The sequence below is a fragment of the Methylophaga sp. UBA2012 genome (assembly GCF_002335235.1).
In the GTDB taxonomy this organism is placed as follows: Bacteria; Pseudomonadota; Gammaproteobacteria; order Nitrosococcales; family Methylophagaceae; genus Methylophaga; species Methylophaga thalassica.
On record NZ_DDCG01000003.1, the window covers coordinates 268,193 to 283,559 of the forward strand.

The 15,367-nt window shown below is 41.8% G+C and carries 17 protein-coding genes and 1 pseudogene; 13 read left to right on the plus strand and 5 right to left on the minus strand.

The window, feature by feature from the left end; genetic code table 11:
- The 11 genes from B2248_RS04520 (at nt 1) to cysK (ending at nt 9,152) form a co-directional block, all read left to right on the plus strand.
- Nucleotides 1–1,158, plus strand: coding sequence for an MFS transporter (locus tag B2248_RS04520; RefSeq protein WP_273178552.1), 1,158 nt, complete (start codon nt 1–3; stop codon nt 1,156–1,158).
- A 130-nt stretch (nt 1,159–1,288) separates the two neighbouring features.
- A complete protein-coding gene (locus tag B2248_RS04525; RefSeq protein ID WP_273178551.1) occupies nt 1,289–2,638 on the plus strand; it encodes a Na(+)-translocating NADH-quinone reductase subunit A in 1,350 nt (449 codons plus the stop codon).
- Between the two features lie 3 nt (nt 2,639–2,641).
- Nucleotides 2,642–3,850 carry an NADH:ubiquinone reductase (Na(+)-transporting) subunit B gene (locus B2248_RS04530; RefSeq protein WP_273178549.1) on the plus strand — a complete coding sequence of 403 codons (1,209 nt, stop codon included), beginning with the start codon at nt 2,642–2,644 and terminating at the stop codon, nt 3,848–3,850.
- A gap of 4 nt (nt 3,851–3,854) precedes the next feature.
- On the plus strand, nt 3,855–4,679 hold the full coding sequence (locus B2248_RS04535) for a Na(+)-translocating NADH-quinone reductase subunit C (RefSeq protein ID WP_273178547.1): 825 nt from the start codon (nt 3,855–3,857) through the stop codon (nt 4,677–4,679).
- Between the two features lie 3 nt (nt 4,680–4,682).
- A complete protein-coding gene (locus B2248_RS04540; protein ID WP_007147055.1) occupies nt 4,683–5,345 on the plus strand; it encodes an NADH:ubiquinone reductase (Na(+)-transporting) subunit D in 663 nt (220 codons plus the stop codon).
- Complete coding sequence (nqrE, locus tag B2248_RS04545) at nt 5,346–5,954, plus strand: NADH:ubiquinone reductase (Na(+)-transporting) subunit E (protein ID WP_007147056.1); 609 nt, start codon at nt 5,346–5,348, stop codon at nt 5,952–5,954.
- Complete coding sequence (gene nqrF, locus B2248_RS04550) at nt 5,954–7,171, plus strand: NADH:ubiquinone reductase (Na(+)-transporting) subunit F (protein ID WP_273178784.1); 1,218 nt, start codon at nt 5,954–5,956, stop codon at nt 7,169–7,171. Before nqrE ends, nqrF begins: the two co-directional genes overlap by 1 nt.
- Nucleotides 7,172–7,369: a (Na+)-NQR maturation NqrM gene (gene nqrM, locus B2248_RS04555; protein WP_273178544.1), complete on the plus strand. Its 198-nt coding sequence runs from the start codon at nt 7,172–7,174 to the stop codon at nt 7,367–7,369.
- A gap of 22 nt (nt 7,370–7,391) precedes the next feature.
- A complete protein-coding gene (locus tag B2248_RS04560; RefSeq protein WP_007147059.1) occupies nt 7,392–7,853 on the plus strand; it encodes a CBS domain-containing protein in 462 nt (153 codons plus the stop codon).
- Nucleotides 7,854–7,908: 55 nt separating this feature from the next.
- Nucleotides 7,909–8,124: a DUF2007 domain-containing protein gene (locus B2248_RS04565; RefSeq protein ID WP_007147060.1), complete on the plus strand. Its 216-nt coding sequence runs from the start codon at nt 7,909–7,911 to the stop codon at nt 8,122–8,124.
- A 71-nt stretch (nt 8,125–8,195) separates the two neighbouring features.
- Nucleotides 8,196–9,152, plus strand: a complete 957-nt coding sequence (cysK, locus tag B2248_RS04570; RefSeq protein WP_273178539.1) for a cysteine synthase A — start codon at nt 8,196–8,198, stop codon at nt 9,150–9,152.
- A gap of 19 nt (nt 9,153–9,171) precedes the next feature.
- On the opposite strand, the gene B2248_RS04575 is transcribed toward cysK, so the two are convergent.
- From B2248_RS04575 to B2248_RS04585, 3 genes and pseudogenes are all read right to left on the minus strand, one after another.
- Nucleotides 9,172–9,900, minus strand: a complete 729-nt coding sequence (locus tag B2248_RS04575; RefSeq protein ID WP_273178537.1) for an alpha/beta hydrolase — start codon at nt 9,898–9,900, stop codon at nt 9,172–9,174.
- 160 nt (nt 9,901–10,060) lie between these two features.
- Nucleotides 10,061–10,390 (minus strand): annotated as a pseudogene (locus tag B2248_RS04580) (hypothetical protein); the annotation flags it as partial.
- A 24-nt stretch (nt 10,391–10,414) separates the two neighbouring features.
- Nucleotides 10,415–10,843, minus strand: coding sequence for a helix-turn-helix domain-containing protein (locus B2248_RS04585; protein ID WP_273178535.1), 429 nt, complete (start codon nt 10,841–10,843; stop codon nt 10,415–10,417).
- 117 nt (nt 10,844–10,960) lie between these two features.
- Between B2248_RS04585 and B2248_RS04590 the strand changes: the two genes are divergently transcribed.
- Both B2248_RS04590 and B2248_RS04595 read left to right on the plus strand, forming a co-directional pair.
- Nucleotides 10,961–11,728 (plus strand): class I SAM-dependent methyltransferase, encoded by a 768-nt coding sequence (locus tag B2248_RS04590; protein WP_273178533.1) that lies wholly within the window; start codon nt 10,961–10,963, stop codon nt 11,726–11,728.
- Nucleotides 11,729–11,754: 26 nt separating this feature from the next.
- Nucleotides 11,755–12,126 carry a cupin domain-containing protein gene (locus B2248_RS04595; protein ID WP_273178531.1) on the plus strand — a complete coding sequence of 124 codons (372 nt, stop codon included), beginning with the start codon at nt 11,755–11,757 and terminating at the stop codon, nt 12,124–12,126.
- A gap of 7 nt (nt 12,127–12,133) precedes the next feature.
- Here the strand turns inward: B2248_RS04595 and B2248_RS04600 are convergent, their stop codons facing one another.
- Both B2248_RS04600 and B2248_RS04605 read right to left on the minus strand, forming a co-directional pair.
- A complete protein-coding gene (locus tag B2248_RS04600; protein ID WP_273178529.1) occupies nt 12,134–12,889 on the minus strand; it encodes a lipopolysaccharide kinase InaA family protein in 756 nt (251 codons plus the stop codon).
- Nucleotides 12,890–13,075: 186 nt separating this feature from the next.
- Complete coding sequence (locus B2248_RS04605; RefSeq protein ID WP_273178527.1) at nt 13,076–14,947, minus strand: sulfatase-like hydrolase/transferase; 1,872 nt, start codon at nt 14,945–14,947, stop codon at nt 13,076–13,078.
- Nucleotides 14,948–15,367: the final 420 nt, after the last annotated feature.

Below are 15,367 nucleotides of genomic sequence, written 5' to 3' on the forward strand. Positions count from 1 at the left end.
GTGCCTTTATCTCAATTGCCATACTGGCGCCTGTCCGGCTTTTATTTTTTTTATTTTGCTTGTCTTGGCATCTTAGTACCGTACTGGAGCCTTTACCTGAAATGGGAAGGCTTTAGTCCAAGCCAGATCGGTGAGTTAACAGCAATCCTTATGGGCTCAAGGATTATCGCGCCTAATATCTGGGGCTGGCTAGCCGATCATTATGGCCGCCGCATGAGAATTGTGAGACTTGCCAGTTTTGCAACTATCATCGTCTTCGCCGCCATATTTGTTGACCAATCTTACCTCGGTGTCGCATTGATTCTGATGCTGTTTAGCTTCTTTTGGAACGCGTCATTACCCCAGGTTGAAGTCACCACTCTGCAACATCTCGGCGAACACAGTCACCATTACAGCAAAATTCGTTTATGGGGTTCCATCGGCTTTATTGTCATTGTCATGGTGTTGGGTAATTTACTTGAGCACTTTGAGCCGAAGATTATTCCTATCGCATTATTAATCAGCATTGCAGGTATATGGCTATTCAGCCTCACCGTGCCTGAATCATCAGACACTTCAGAGCACACCACCATCTCATTAAAAACCATACTGAAGCGACCCAGTGTTATTGCTTTTTTACTGATCTGCTTATTAATGCAGGCCAGTCACGGCCCTTACTACACGTTTTATACCATCTATCTTGAGCAGTACCATTACAGTAGTGGCCTCATTGGACAGCTATGGGCGCTGGGCGTCATATCTGAAGTGATTATTTTTCTTGTGATGCATCGTTGGTTGCCTAAGTTTGGATTGCGTAACGTCTTTATGGCCAGTCTGTTATTAACGTCATTACGCTGGCTGTTAATAGCTGTGTTTCCGCAAAACCTGCCTGCACTGATTATGGCTCAGTTTTTACATGCAGCCAGCTACGGCAGTTTTCATGCCTCAGCTATTGCCTGGGTTCATCGTCATTTTATTGGCAACACACAAGGCAGAGGACAAGCGCTGTATAGCAGCGCAAGTTTTGGGATTGGCGGCGTCATTGGTAGCTTATTCAGCGGCTATTTATGGGATAGTCCCGGGGCGCCCTGGACATTCATCATAGCCAGCGTACTTAGCTTTTTAGGCTTTATTGTTGCTTATAGATGGCTAAAAGAAACAGATAGCATCCTGACATAAGTAGGATTTGAGCTAATATTTATCTGGATTTGTTCTTTCTTTCATCGAAAACAATACTTATACTTACAGACTGGGAATTTAACGTAACACAGATAGCAGGTACGTCCGTTGTCTCCTGACCAGGTGAAGTATGCATTTCTCGATTAAGAAAGGGCTAGATTTGCCCATTTCGGGGAAACCCGAACAAACTATCTACGATGGCAATAAAGTCAATTCGGTAGCCATATTGGGCAATGAATATGTAGGTATGAGGCCTACGATGATGGTTGAAGAAGGCCAGAAGGTCAAACTCGGACAACCATTATTTACTGATAAGAAAAACCCTGGCGTGCAGTTCACCTCTCCAGGTGCAGGAACAGTCAAAGCCATTAACCGCGGCGCCAAGCGCGCATTACAATCAGTCGTCATTGATTTGGAAGGTGACGATGAGATCACATTCAAGCAGTACGATTTAAACAAGCTCGACAATCTGAAAAGATCAGATATCACCAAAAACTTAATTGACTCCGGTTTATGGTTAGCATTCCGCAACCGCCCGTATAGTCGCTCTCCAGCTGTTGATGCCGTACCACATGCCATTTTTGTCACAGCCATTGATACCAATCCTCTTGCTGCTGACCCAAGCATTATCATTAACGAACACGCTGAAGATTTTAAACACGGTCTAACCATCCTCAGCCAACTGACAGAAGGCAAAGTCTATGTCTGTCAGGCCCCTGATACGGCCCTCCCGGTTAACCAGAAAAGTAATATTGAAGTGCATACTTTCTCAGGCCCACACCCCGCTGGTTTAGCTGGAACACATATTCATCTGCTTGATCCTGTCAACGCCAGTAAATCAGTATGGACAATTGGATATCAGGACGTGATAGCGATTGGCAAACTTTTCACTACGGGTCGTCTTTGGGTTGAGCGCATTATTGCTTTTGCTGGACCTTTAGTGAATAAACCACGATTGATACGTACACGTTTAGGCGCAAGTACCCAGGACCTTGTATTGGGTGAAGTACAAAATATTCCATCACGTATCGTTTCTGGTTCGGTTTTGCATGGCCATACAGCCAATAACTGGGCAGCCTACTTAGGCAGATTTCATAATCAAATTTCAGTGATCGCAGAAGGTATTGAACGAGAATTACTAGGTTGGATTCGTCCAGGTGGTAAAGGTAAGTTTTCTTCACTCAATGTTTTCTTTTCCAGCATTCTTGGCCAAAAAGAAGTGGCTCTGACCACATCACAAAATGGCAGCCCCAGAGCGATGGTACCTGTTGGTGTATTTGAGCGTGTTATGCCACTGGATATTTTACCAACACAGTTACTCCGTTCATTGCTGGTCAAAGATACCGATACAGCACAAGCGCTTGGTTGTTTAGAGCTTGATGAAGAAGATTTGTCATTATGCTCCTTTGTCTGTTCAGGCAAATATGACTATGGCCCTGCACTCAGATCAAACTTGACACAAATTGAGATAGAAGGATAGTTGATGGCACGCTTAAGACGTTTTCTTGATCGTATCGAGCCACAATTTCAAAAAGGCGGCCCATACGAAAAGTATTTCGCGTTATATGAGATGGTGGATACCTTTATATATTCACCCGCTGATGTAACACGAGGTTCTCCTCATGTGCGTGACGCCATCGATCTAAAACGGGTAATGAGTTATGTCGTCGTAGCGACATTCCCCGTCTTATTATTGATGCTTTGGAATACTGGTTTTCAGGCGAATAATGCGATCAGCCAAATGGGTATGACAGGCCTGGATGGCTGGCGTAACTGGATAATGAGTACGCTGGGTATAGCATATGACCCTAACAGTTTATTCGCCAATATGTTTCATGGCTTACTTTACTTTTTACCCATGTATATAACGACATTGGTCGCTGGTGGTATTTTTGAAGTCATCTTTGCCGCCGTAAGAAACCATGAAGTTAATGAAGGTTTCTTAGTCAGTTCCATGCTGTATACATTAACGTTACCGCCATCTACACCATTATGGATGGTCGCACTCGGTATTATTTTTGGTGTCGTTCTTGGTAAAGAAGTCTTCGGTGGTACTGGTAAAAACTTCCTTAACCCTGCCCTGACTGGTCGCGCATTTCTTTATTTCGCTTATCCTGCAGCAATGTCAGGGGACGCAGTGTGGACTGCCGTTGACGGTTACACTGGTGCTACTCCACTTGCGCTTGCTGCATCTGGTGGTATCGACGCGGTGAAAGAAGCAGGCTACAGTTGGTCACAAACATTCTTAGGTGTAATGCCTGGCTCTCTAGGGGAAACATCCACTTTAGCCATATTAATTGGCGCAGCGTTTCTGATTTATACCCGAGTTGCCAACTTCAGGATCATTCTGGGCGTATTTCTGGGTATGGTCATCACGTCCTTGTTATTCAACCTGATTGGCAGTGATACCAATCCGATGTTTAGTGTTCCATGGTATTGGCATTTAACCATGGGCGGCCTTGCATTCGGTATGGTCTTTATGGCGACTGATCCGGTCTCTGCGGCGATGACAAATAAAGGGCGCTGGATATATGGTGCATTGATTGGTTTTATGGCGGTGATGATCCGTGTTGTGAACCCGGCCTTCCCTGAAGGTATTATGCTAGCCATATTATTTGGCAATATTTTCGCGCCCCTGATCGACTATTTTGTTGTTCAGGCCAATATCAAACGCAGAATGAAGCGAACTTAATATCATGGCTGAAACTAATACAAAAAAAGGATTGTTAGGTGGATTACTCAACTTGCCTAATGATGATCCGAAAAAAACTCTTTTTATTGCTATTCTGTTGTGTCTGATTTGTTCAGTGATGGTTTCGACAGCGGCTGTTTATTTACGTCCCATACAGGACGACAATAAAAAAGACGATATAAAGAAGAATATTCTTGCTGTCACGGGAATGAGTAATCAAGCAGGTACTGTTGATGAAATTTTTAGTCAGTTTGAAGTTAAGCTGGTCGACTTGAGTACAGGTACTTATGCTGACAATAACATCGACCCTGTCAGTTATGACCAGCGTGCAGCATCAGCTGATCCACAAATGAGTATCAATATAGACGACAAAGATGATATAGCCAGCATCGGTCGACGCGCCAACTATGCTCCTGTGTATATACTGAAAGAAGGCGATGCGATTAAACAAGTCGTACTGCCCGTTCATGGCTATGGTCTATGGTCCACTTTATATGGATTTTTAGCATTGGAAGGTGACTTCAATACGGTTCGTGGTTTACGTTTTTACGAACAGGCGGAAACACCGGGACTTGGTGGTGAAGTTGATAACCCTAAATGGCGTGCTCAGTGGGCTGGCAAGAAAATTTTTGATGCTGATGGTAATGTCGAAATTCGTGTGATTCGTGGTCATGTTGAGCCAAATACGGCTAACGCCGAATACAAGGTAGACGGCTTATCAGGAGCGACCTTAACCAGTAATGGTGTCACCAACCTTCTACAGTTCTGGTTAGGCGATCAGGGGTTTGGGCCTTACCTGAAAAAAATGCATTCTGAATTGGGGAAATAACTTATGGCAAGCCAAGCAAAAAATAATGTTATCGATCCTCTCATTGATAACAATCCAATTACACTTCAAGTTCTTGGTATTTGTTCTGCATTAGCAGTCACTACCAATATGATGTCCGCACTTATCATGTCATTGGCTTTGACCACGGTTACAGCCTTCTCGAGTGCCTGTATCAGTGCTATCCGTAAACATATTCCGAGTAGTATTCGGATTATTGTGCAAATGACGATCATTGCTTCGCTGGTCATTATTGTTGACCAGATTCTCAAAGCCTATGCATTTGAGGCCAGCAAACAACTGTCGGTCTTCGTCGGCTTGATTATCACCAACTGTATCGTATTAGGCCGTGCTGAAGCTTACGCAATGAAAAACCCGCCCATGCTGAGTTTCCTGGATGGGATTGGTAATGGCTTAGGTTATAGCCTTATTCTTATGTTAGTTGCTTTCTGTCGTGAACTCTTAGGCGCAGGAAAATTATTTGGCTACCAAGTGATTCCAGTCGCCAATGATGGTGGTTGGTATATACCTAACGGATTAATGCTCTTACCACCAAGTGCCTTCTTTGTCATTGGTCTGCTGATCTGGGCTGTGCGTAGCTGGAAAAAAGAACAGGTCGAAGCGCCAGACTATCAAATTCACCAAGTTCATCGTACGGAGGTATTGTAGATGGAACATTATCTAAGCCTGTTCGTACGCTCAATTTTTATTGAGAACCTGGCTTTATCATTCTTTTTAGGTATGTGTACCTTTCTTGCCGTATCGAAAAAAATTGAAACAGCCCTTGGTCTTGGTATTGCCGTCATCATGGTTCAAGCCATTACAGTCCCAGCAAATAACTTAATCTACCAATACCTACTTAAAGATGGTGCACTTGCCTGGGCAGGTTTACCTGATGTTGATTTAAGCTTTCTTGGTCTTATCAGCTACATTGGTGTTATTGCTGCGATGGTACAGATTCTTGAAATGGCCATGGATAAATATGCTCCAGCCTTGTACAACGCATTGGGTATATTCTTGCCGTTAATCACGGTGAACTGTGCCATTCTGGGCGGAACCTTGTTCATGGTTGAACGTGACTACAACTTATCTGAAAGTGCTGTTTATGGTGTTGGTAGTGGTCTTGGCTGGGCAATGGCGATTACCGCTATCGCTGGCATACGTGAAAAACTCAAATATTCAGATGTACCTGATGGGCTGCAAGGATTAGGGATTACCTTTATCACTGCAGGTCTCATGGCACTTGGTTTTATGGCATTTTCTGGGATTCAATTGTGATGGAAATCGTACTCGGCATCGTACTATTTACCCTTATCATCATGGCCTTGGTATTTTTAATACTTGGGGCACGTTCAAGATTAGTCTCAACTGGTGATATTGAAATTGTCATCAATGAGGAAAAAACCATCAAAACTAAAGCCGGCAGTAAATTGTTAGGTGCTCTTGCTGATGCAGATCTATTTGTGTCATCAGCTTGCGGCGGCGGCGGTACTTGTGGGCAATGTAAAGTTAAAATCTTTGAGGGTGGTGGCTCAATCCTGCCAACAGAAGAGTCACATATCACCAAGCGTGAAGCAGCAGAGGGTGACCGCTTATCCTGTCAGGTTGCCGTTAAACAGAACATGAAAATTGAAGTCCCCGAAGAAGTTTTCGGTGTAAAAAAATGGGATTGTACTGTTCGCTCTAACCACAATGTTGCTACGTTTATTAAAGAATTAGTACTGGAATTACCTGTTGGTGAAAATGTAAATTTCCGTGCAGGTGGTTTTATTCAGATTGAGTGCCCACCTCATACCGTTGAATACAAAAGTTTTGATGTAGAAGATGAGTATAGGGGCGATTGGGATCGCTTTGATATGTGGCGTTATAAATCCGTTGTAAAAGAGGATGTTATCCGCGCATATTCTATGGCGAACTATCCTGAAGAAGAAGGCATTATCATGCTGAATGTGCGGATCGCTTCCCCGCCGCCAGACAACGATGATATTCCACCAGGTCAAATGTCATCGTATATATTCAACTTAAAACCAGGTGATAAAGTTACTATCTCAGGACCTTTTGGTGAATTCTTTGCCAAAGATACTGATAAAGAAATGGTCTTTATCGGTGGTGGTGCAGGTATGGCACCGATGCGTTCACATATTTTCGATCAGCTTCGTAGAATTAAAACCGACCGTAAGATCAGCTTCTGGTACGGTGCTCGTAGCTTGCGTGAAATGTTCTACACTGAAGATTTTGATGAACTCGCTGCTGAAAATGACAACTTTACCTGGAATGTGGCGCTATCGGATCCATTGCCAGAAGATAACTGGCAGGGTTACACTGGCTTCATTCATAATGTACTGTATGAAAACTATCTTAAAGATCATCCCGCTCCAGAAGACTGTGAATTCTATATGTGTGGACCGCCAATGATGAACGCTGCAGTAATCAGAATGCTGGAAGATCTTGGAGTAGAGAGAGAGAACATATTCCTGGATGACTTTGGGGGTTAGATGACAACTTTTATCGCCGCATTTGTTCTGTTACTTGTTGTTGTTGCTGCAATGGCAATAGGCGTGTTGTTTGGTCGTTCAGCCATTAAAGGTAGTTGTGGTGGTCTCAATCAAGTTGGCTTAAGTGGAAGTTGTGGTGGAGCTTGCTCAGCCCAGGAAAGGGATGAATGTGCAAAACGGAAAGCCCAACAACAATAACGCATATTGAGGAGAGCTAAATATGTTAGCGCCGTTAAAAGTCAAAGATCATATGAATGGTACTAAAATTACCTTCACACCGGATATGGATATTCTGCGGGCGATCAATCAATTAGTAGAGTTCAAGTTGTCTGGTGCTCCTGTCATCGATCATCATGGCAATCTGATTGGCTTTTTATCTGAAAAAGATTGTATGAAAGTAGCTTTAAATGCGGCTTACCAAGGGGAAGCTGCAGGACAAGTTGGAGAGTTTATGAACACGACATGTGCAACAGTCGATGTTGATGACTCTATTATTGACGTTGCTCAGACGTTTCTCAGTACTGCATATAAGTGTTTACCTGTCATCAAAGATAATCGTTTAGTTGGTTCAATTACCAGACAAAATATTTTACGTGCATTGCAAACCTCCTCAAATATCGAGAGCAGCAAGAAACCTGCAAAGCAATCAACTAAACAACAGATTCACGTTACTACAAAATAAACACGACGCTCAGCGAATTTTGCTAGCTAAAGCCTCAACAGCATTGGAGAAACATATGCAACTGATGTTTCGTGCTAATAATATTTTAGAAGCTCATATTGTAGCTGGCTTGTTGAAAAGCCATGACATTGACTGTCACGTTGGTGGCCACTATTTACAAGGCGCTGTCGGTGATCTTCCAGCCACTGATTTCGCTCATGTGTTCGTTGAGCAAAGTAAAGTGAATCTTGCACAGTCAATTATTAACGATTACGAAAATAACATTCTCTAGCTTACGACACGCCTCTGATTGATAGATTTCATGTAAGCTTTTTGATCAGCATAAAGAAGCGAAAACACATTATGATTTACAACAGCATTCTCGATACCATCGGCAATACACCAGTAGTCAAACTCAACAACATAGCTCCAGCCCACGTTGATATGTATGTAAAAGTTGAGTCGTTTAACCCGATGGGTTCCGTCAAAGATCGTTTGGCATATGCTGTCATTAATGATGCAGAAAAACGTGGGGTACTGAAACCGGGTCAAACAGTCGTTGAAGCCACTTCAGGCAATACCGGTATTGCTCTCGCGATGGTATGTGCGGCGAAAGGCTATCCCTTTGTTGCTACCATGGTCGAAACCTTTTCCGTGGAACGTCGTAAGATTATGCGGGCCCTTGGAGCTAAGGTCATTTTGACCCCAGCAGCTGAAAGTGGCAAAGGCATGGTCAAAAAAGCTGAACAGCTTGCTGAAAAGTATGGTTGGTTTCTAGCCAGGCAATTCGAGAACCCAGCGAACCCAGCCTATCATCGAAATACTACAGGACCAGAAATTCTGTCTGATTTTGCAGGTAAACCTCTTGACTACTGGGTATCTGGCTGGGGAACCGGTGGTACCTTAACAGGTGCAGGTGAAATGATTAAAGCTGCACGCCCAGAAACAAAAATTATCGCAACTGAACCTGCCGCTGCTTCCATGCTGGCAGGTAATGCATGGGCCCCACATAAAATCCAAGGTTGGACACCAGACTTTATTCCTGATGTATTAAATCGTGACATCTATGATGAACTCTATCCTGTGACAGATGAAGAAGCTAAAAATTGGGCACAACGTCTTGCTCGAGAAGAAGGTATTTTCGTTGGCTTATCATGCGGCGGCACCTTAGCAGCGGCCATGAAGGTAGCTGAAAAAGCCAAGCCTGGAAGTACTATTTTGGCCATGTTACCTGATACGGGAGAACGTTATCTTTCCACATACCTTTTTGAGGGTATGAACGAAGGCTCAGATGATAAGTGGTTGGCTAGCTTGGGTTAAGCTAGCCAAAGCATCTTCTTCAATCCAAAACATCAGCAAGTGCCATTGACCAGCAACAAAGATGGTCAGCACCAGAAATAATATAGCTTTTCACATTATCCAGTTTTTGCATGTGAGCTAAATAAGAGCTTAATACCGAGCCAGGCACCACATTGTCACGCTCACCAATGAGGTGAATTTGTCTCACCCCCTCAAGAGAGCCGCTGAAATCTACCGGGTTCAATGAGCCGATTAAAGGGGCAATCTCATTAAACTCAGTCCAGCGCTTGTGATCAAGATTGCCAGCGACGGTAACAAGCAAGTCAATATCATCACGTTGTGCAGCAATAATCGTTGCAATAGCTCCACCACCTGAAAATCCGATAAGCCGAACTCGACTCGCTTGATAACGAATTTTCATTACTGTAATGGCTCTACTGATAGAGTCAATCACAGCCCGCGAATAGCGGTGTGATGTCAATAAAGCTTTGTCACAATTGGTGAATTGTTGACGGGAAAAATACTGGCAAGGTCTGGCAATATAAACGCTATTACCACCAATAAATTCAGCTAATTCGAATGCTGTACCAGGCGCGCCATCACCTTCGAGAAAGATATTGAGTGTGTCCGCAGCTCTCAGTTCTGGTGGGGCTAAGCCCATCAATGTATATGCACCGCCAGATAAAATAATACGGTTCCATGTTGCCGAGGTATCACTAACCGCCACTTTAGAGCTGAGTAGAAGCAAAACTATTATTAACAGTTTCATAGAGGCCTCCCTATCACAGGTGTCAGATAATGTCCTGCATAACAGATGCCAGCTTATAACTCAGTGACCGAAAGCCTCATATAGACTAGAATCGGCGATGTAAGCCCTTAAATCAATTAGTTACAATTCATCTTATGCGCTACATTTTAGTGCATAGACCTTATCCACTCTTATTTATAGGGCGTAATATCACCATTTTCATATCGTGATTATCGGCAACTCGCAAAGTAAATTGCTCATAGAAACACTCAATACCATGTTGGAAAAAGCCTCTTTCCCCCCCCTCTCTAGGTAATACATGCTGCTTGCTCCAGGCTTTTTTAAAGTCTTCAGATAGTGCAGTGAGTTCATCTACCAATGCCAAATGCACCTTATCGTAATGCCAGTCGACACTATCTGCTCGGTACTCAGCCACTAAGCGCTCTGCACGTTGTTGCCAATCACTAATTAGTGTTTTAGCTACAGGGTCCAAAAATAAAAATCGTAGTAAATTTTTATTTTTGTCGGTATTGAGCTATCCACCAAACAATTTTTTGCATTCATCATTCCAAGCGACCAGATCCCAGTGACGATCCATGACATATGTTGGTGCGGATACTGTTTCAGTTAGCATTAACAAATGCTGTTTTAGTTGTGGCGATAGCTGTGTTATTTCATCTTTATCTAATTGATTGGCTAATTTAAATAAATAATGACGTTCTGCGTGAGATAGTTTTAGTGTTTGCGCCAATCTTGCTAATAACTGGGCTGACACAGAAGTTGTCCTACCCTGCTCTAACCATGTGTACCAAGTCGTGCTTATGTCGCTTAATTGTGCAACTTCTTCTCTTCTAAGTCCTGGCGTTCGTCTTCTTCCTTTCTTTATACCGAATTGCTCAGGTGATGTTCTTTCTCTTGCCGATTTCAAAAATGCACCCAAACTATTATCGCGATTATTACTCACTGCTCCACCCATTAATTTAAATCATTACCTATCAGTTCTTATAATAGGATAAATGCCAATCTAGTAACACCATAATGAGACGTATATGCTTTGTTTTCTACAAAATGGAGACAGAAAATGACTACACATTACCAAAGCGTAGGAAAGCAATTTGATCCTCAAGCGACTGAATATTTAACAAGCCAAGTACATAGTCAAGGACCTGATTTATCTTTTGCAAAAGTACTTATCGAACATCATCACACAGACATAAAATCAGCCGTTGATATTGGCTGTGGTGCAGGCCATCTTAGTTACACGCTTGCGCCATTAGTAGATAATGTCACTGCAACAGACTCATCACGTGCGATGCTAAATATCGTCAAGGAACAGGCTCGCTCAAAAGACTTTATTAATCTTGAAGCAAAACAATGTCGAGCCGAAGAACTAGATCACCATTTCTCTGACATAGATCTGGTTTGTAGCCGTTACAGTGCTCATCACTGGTCGGATTTTAATTCTGCGATTGAGCAGATAGGAAATATAGTCAGAAAAGGTGGCTATTTGCTTATTATCGATATTGAGGGCGACACAAATAAAATTGTCGACACGCACTCACAAACTATCGAGTATCTACGTGATCCATCACATGTACGAAATCGCGATCATACTGAATGGCGAGAAGTAATTGAAAATGCCGGCTTCACCATTGAAAAATATAAAAGCTGGTCAACCAGGCTGGAATTTGACTCATGGGTAACCAGAATGAACACACCAGCAGATAAAGTGGGCATACTTAAGCAATTACAGTTAGATGCTAACCAGGAAGTAAAGCAAGCATTATCAATAGAGAAAGATGGTAGCTTTACCACTCAAACTGGACTTTACTGGGCAAAAAAACAATAAACCATCAAATAACGGTTATAAATAACATGATCAATAAACCAACAATCCAGCACTATGATCCTGATAAAGAGTATTTCTTTATTGAGGGGTGTTATATAAATGAGTTATCTAATCATGCATCAGATCCAGATGTGTCTATTGCTCGTGCCAGAGTCAGGCCTGGAGTAACGACACAGTGGCATCATTTAAACCAAACAACTGAGCGTTATGTAATTCTAGAAGGTCATGGTATCGTTGAAATAGGCGAAGAGCTATCACAAGTTATATCAACTGGCGATGTAGTTATTATTCCCCCTTTAACAAGGCAGCGTATAAGTAATAACGGTAAAGACGATCTGATATTTTTAGCTATCTGCTCACCACGGTTTACTGAATCAAACTATACTGGGCTCAGCTAGGAAGGGATTATCCATTTTTTCGTCGAGAATAAGCTAACACATCTCTAATGAATCGTTTATCACTACTTGTAAGGCGTTTACTCTGACGATAATAGAGTAAAAAACGTAAACGCTGTGTTCTGGATAAATAAACTGATGCATGTTTATCCAGACTAGCAATATCCTTAACTTTACGTTTTGAAAGAAAAGTGCCGAACCAAAAACAACCAGATGGGCAATCAATAAGAAACAGCTTTGGCTGATCACTATTCTGCTGTATGAGCAAATTTCGTAAGAATAAATCGTTATGACAAAACTGATGCTCATGGAGAATACGCGCCATCTCAGCAACCTGCTTTATCACTTGACTCAGCCAAGCCTTATTTTTAAATAACTCGGGTGAATTACGGGAAATATCTTCAAGATTAGAGCTGTTGTTCACAGCTAAAGTAACTAATGCACCCTTAAGCGTATGTGAAAAGTGATAGCGCTCACCATAGGCAATCACCGCTGCAGCATGGAGCCCCCATCTTAAGAAACGCTTTTGATTACGAATTTCCATCCGCAAACGTGAATAGCCTAAGTGACTTCTAAGCCCCTTAGTTCTAAAATAGCGTTTAATATAAAAGCCTGTACCCTCTATATTAAATCGCATTACTTCACTTTGTTTTCCCTTAGAAATGATTGTCGATTGATAGTCGAATATACTTTCTAATGGTGGGAAATAATCTAAGAACTTTGTCGCGATTTCAGTATTACTCGCAGACCAGACTTCTTTAATCAATGCTCGCCAATCCTCTACTCTTTAAATCAACACTTATTCTGCTGATTTATAGTGGTTATAGGTAAAGGCATTAATGAGCTTTACGCACAGACAGAATTTGTTGTTATTTTACCTCAGATAGAGACATTTTTTATTTATTAGTGATAAATACAACAAATTACGATGATTTAAAGTGATTTACCTTCTTTAATGGCTGACAAAGCGCTGACAATCCTTTGCAACATCATCTATCAAAGGCTGGATTTGCTTAATTACCTCCTGCTTTTCATCGGTATTGACACTTTGGTCATAACGGGTAAAGACGGTATAGTGAAAATAATCTGTTGAAGTAAACGGAAAGGTAATTTTGTGGCTGTTATCTATAACAGAAAGATAATTATAGTTACCAACAACCAGATACGGCAGTGATAAGTTTAAATCGCCTGCAAGCGCATATTTATCAGCATTTGTTGTCACCCCTAGTTTCTCCATCAACGTAGCAGGAATCTGGATATGAGAGGTTGTATGTCGTATATGTTCTGGCTTGGTACCTGGAATAGATAATATAAGCGGGACATGGATTTGTTGCTCAGGAAACATTTCATTATGTCCATGGCCCCAATGTCCATTTTCCATGAATTCTTCACCATGATCGCCAGTGAATAAAATAATCGTATTCTCTAATAGCTTGCTTTCATCTAGATAATTCAGCAATCGCCCTACTTCAGCATCGATGGTGTGCGCAGCATTGATATACCGATTGTGGATTTGCACAATATTATCTCTTAGATTGAGATCTGCATAGTTCATATCTTTGAGATAATCTTTCCTGATAGCCATTGATTCAGGAAATGCATAAGGGGCATGTGTGGACTCAAAAAACATAAAGCTATAAAAAGGTTTATTTTTGTTGCGTGTATCGATATTACTGATGACGTGACTAATATTCTGATGATCACGAGCCCATGGTTCCCCATCTTTTAATTCTTCCATCACAGATTCAGGCATATTATGAAAAACCGTATCACGTAACTCTGGATAATCAAAACTCTGACTCGTATGCAAATCAAACTGATAGCCTTTATCACGCAAGACATTCAGCAGCACAGGCGAAATCTTCTGCTGCTGAAAACCATACCAGTATGGTGCATCAATGCCATAAAACATCGATAGCAATCCCATCCTTGTCCGATTACCGCCACTGTAATGATTATCAAATGTAAGTGCTTTTTGAGACAACTTCCATAAATTAGGTGTTATTTCTGGATCGAGTAAATCCCAACGAAATGACTCTGCAACAAGCATAATAATGTTCGGATATGTTGCTAATTGTTCTGTTGCAATCTTCTCCAGTGGATAATGTATTTTGCCATGTGCCAGTCTCAGCTTTTTAAGCCCACCTTGTTCAATACCCATGTTTTTGAAAAAGCTATGGGCACTCGATTTTAGATGGAAGGGAATAACACTAGAGACTTGGATAAAGTCGTCGTTGCCCGTATAAATACTGTAAGCGTAAACACTTTCTTCTAATGGGGCCAGCAGTAATAAGATCACTAAAGCGCTTATATAAACACGTCGTGAAACTGTGAAACGGGCTCGATGTGCCAATTTTCCAGATAGCCACATCAATAAATACGTCGATACAATAATAGCGATAATTTCAGTAGCTATAGTCACCTTGGTCGAGCTCGTAGCCCCTAGTGCATCAATACCACCTGGGGTTATTATCAGATTCCACACAAATCCGTTAAAGTGATATTCATAAAGCGTATAAATTTCATAGTCTACATATAATGCCAGAAATATTACTGATGTCAGTATCCAGGCAACTTGCCTACTGATGAGCAGCCACTTTTTCTCATAACGTTTGTTAAAAAATGCCACGAGATCTATCAGTTTTGTGATCACTAAGGCAGGCAATAAATACAAGAAGGCATATATTGCAGATGAGAAAAATAAATAGCCATTTAACCAGTTGCTATCAGTTTTTGCATATGGCCAAAATAAGCAGGTGATACAAAATAAAGTCAGGTAACTAACAACAAAAAACAATCTAACTTGGCGGGCGTGATTCAGCATAGTAACAGTCCATAAATAATGCTCGTTACGATAATGGACTTTGCTTAACAAGATATTAAGTAGTTTAGATGAGCTGAACAAAGCACCTTTTCAGTTATCATCGTCTCAGCACAAATTATCTGAAAGGTTCAATAAAGCTCAATATTGCAGCAGTCATCGATCAGCTTGGCAGATTACGAGACAATAAAAAGGCCACTCTAATAGAGGATGACCTTTTCTATTATCTAAAAGCCTCTCGGTGACCTACTTTATCGCCTACATCCATGTAGTCGCCCCTTCGGGCTCGCTTCGCTCATTCAACATCGCTCCTGCGATGTTGTCACTTCGTTCAAGTAGGTCACACTTTCTAAATGTCAAATAATAAAAAAGCCCATCCGATTGGATGGGCTTCTTTTGTATTAAAGCCTGGCAGTGACCTAC

Bases quoted from the DNA above. Each gene is read 5' to 3' on its own strand.
- B2248_RS04525 (WP_273178551.1), top strand. From the start codon at position 1,289: ATGCATTTCTCGATTAAGAAAGGGCTAGATTTGCCCATTTCGGGGAAA.
- B2248_RS04530 (WP_273178549.1), top strand. From the start codon at position 2,642: ATGGCACGCTTAAGACGTTTTCTTGATCGTATCGAGCCACAATTTCAA.
- B2248_RS04535 (WP_273178547.1), top strand. From the start codon at position 3,855: ATGGCTGAAACTAATACAAAAAAAGGATTGTTAGGTGGATTACTCAAC.
- B2248_RS04540 (WP_007147055.1), top strand. From the start codon at position 4,683: ATGGCAAGCCAAGCAAAAAATAATGTTATCGATCCTCTCATTGATAAC.
- nqrE (WP_007147056.1), top strand. From the start codon at position 5,346: ATGGAACATTATCTAAGCCTGTTCGTACGCTCAATTTTTATTGAGAAC.
- nqrF (WP_273178784.1), top strand. From the start codon at position 5,954: ATGGAAATCGTACTCGGCATCGTACTATTTACCCTTATCATCATGGCC.
- nqrM (WP_273178544.1), top strand. From the start codon at position 7,172: ATGACAACTTTTATCGCCGCATTTGTTCTGTTACTTGTTGTTGTTGCT.
- B2248_RS04560 (WP_007147059.1), top strand. From the start codon at position 7,392: ATGTTAGCGCCGTTAAAAGTCAAAGATCATATGAATGGTACTAAAATT.
- B2248_RS04565 (WP_007147060.1), top strand. From the start codon at position 7,909: ATGCAACTGATGTTTCGTGCTAATAATATTTTAGAAGCTCATATTGTA.
- cysK (WP_273178539.1), top strand. From the start codon at position 8,196: ATGATTTACAACAGCATTCTCGATACCATCGGCAATACACCAGTAGTC.
- B2248_RS04575 (WP_273178537.1), bottom strand. From the start codon at position 9,900: ATGAAACTGTTAATAATAGTTTTGCTTCTACTCAGCTCTAAAGTGGCG.
- B2248_RS04590 (WP_273178533.1), top strand. From the start codon at position 10,961: ATGACTACACATTACCAAAGCGTAGGAAAGCAATTTGATCCTCAAGCG.
- B2248_RS04595 (WP_273178531.1), top strand. From the start codon at position 11,755: ATGATCAATAAACCAACAATCCAGCACTATGATCCTGATAAAGAGTAT.
- B2248_RS04605 (WP_273178527.1), bottom strand. From the start codon at position 14,947: ATGCTGAATCACGCCCGCCAAGTTAGATTGTTTTTTGTTGTTAGTTAC.